This window comes from Gordonia sp. 'Campus' (assembly GCF_022206305.1).
Classification (GTDB): domain Bacteria; phylum Actinomycetota; class Actinomycetes; order Mycobacteriales; family Mycobacteriaceae; genus Gordonia.
Map to the genome: position 1 here is coordinate 1 of NZ_JAKOIW010000047.1, position 966 is coordinate 966.

At 62.3% G+C, this 966-nt stretch carries 1 protein-coding gene; it reads right to left on the bottom strand.

What is annotated here, in order from left to right; genetic code table 11:
* The coding region (locus MAY35_RS23165) for an AMP-binding protein (protein WP_238423677.1) at positions 1–966 on the bottom strand (966 nt) is incomplete at both ends.

Here is a 966-nt window from a genome sequence, read left to right on the forward strand (position 1 = left end):
TCGCCCAACTCGATCCGCTGCCCCCGCAACTTCACCTGAAAATCAACACGCCCCACATACTCCAACTCACCCACACCCGACCACCGCACCCGATCACCCGTCCGATACAACCGCCCACCCACCACACCAAACGGATCAGCCACAAACCGCTCCGCCGACAACCCCGACCGCGACGCATACCCCCGCGCCACCTGCACACCACCCACATACAACTCACCCACCACACCCACCGGCACCGGCCGCAACCGCGAATCCAACACCCACACCGACACATTCGGCACCGCACGACCAATCGGCACCACCACCTCACCACCACCCACCACATACGACGTCACATCCACCGCAGCCTCAGTCGGCCCATACAAATTCACCACCCGCACCGACGGCACCAAACCCCGCAACCCCACCACCGAACCCACACCCAACGCCTCACCCGAACAAAACACCTGACGCAACGACCCCAACCCCGCCACCACCGAACCCGAATCCCCCAGTACCGAATCCTTCAGTACCGAATCCTTCAGGGCATCAACAAACACCGACAACATCGACGGCACAAAATGACACACCGACACCCCACACCGCTCCACCACCGACGCCACATACCACGGATCCCGATGCCCACCCGGCTCCGCCACCACCACCGAAGCCCCAACCATCAACGGCCAAAACAACTCCCACACCGACACATCAAACGACACCGGCGTCTTCCACAACACCACATCCCGCTGCTCCAACCCGAACAACGACTGCATCCACCCCAACCGATTCACCACCGCAGCCTGCGACACCGTCACACCCTTCGGCCGACCCGTCGACCCAGACGTGAACAACGTGTACACACCCGCACCACCCGACACCTCCCCCACACCCGCAACCACATCACCCAACAACCCCACACCACCCACACCACCCGAGACATCACCAACCACCACACCATCAACCGAAAGACCCACCCCCTCACCA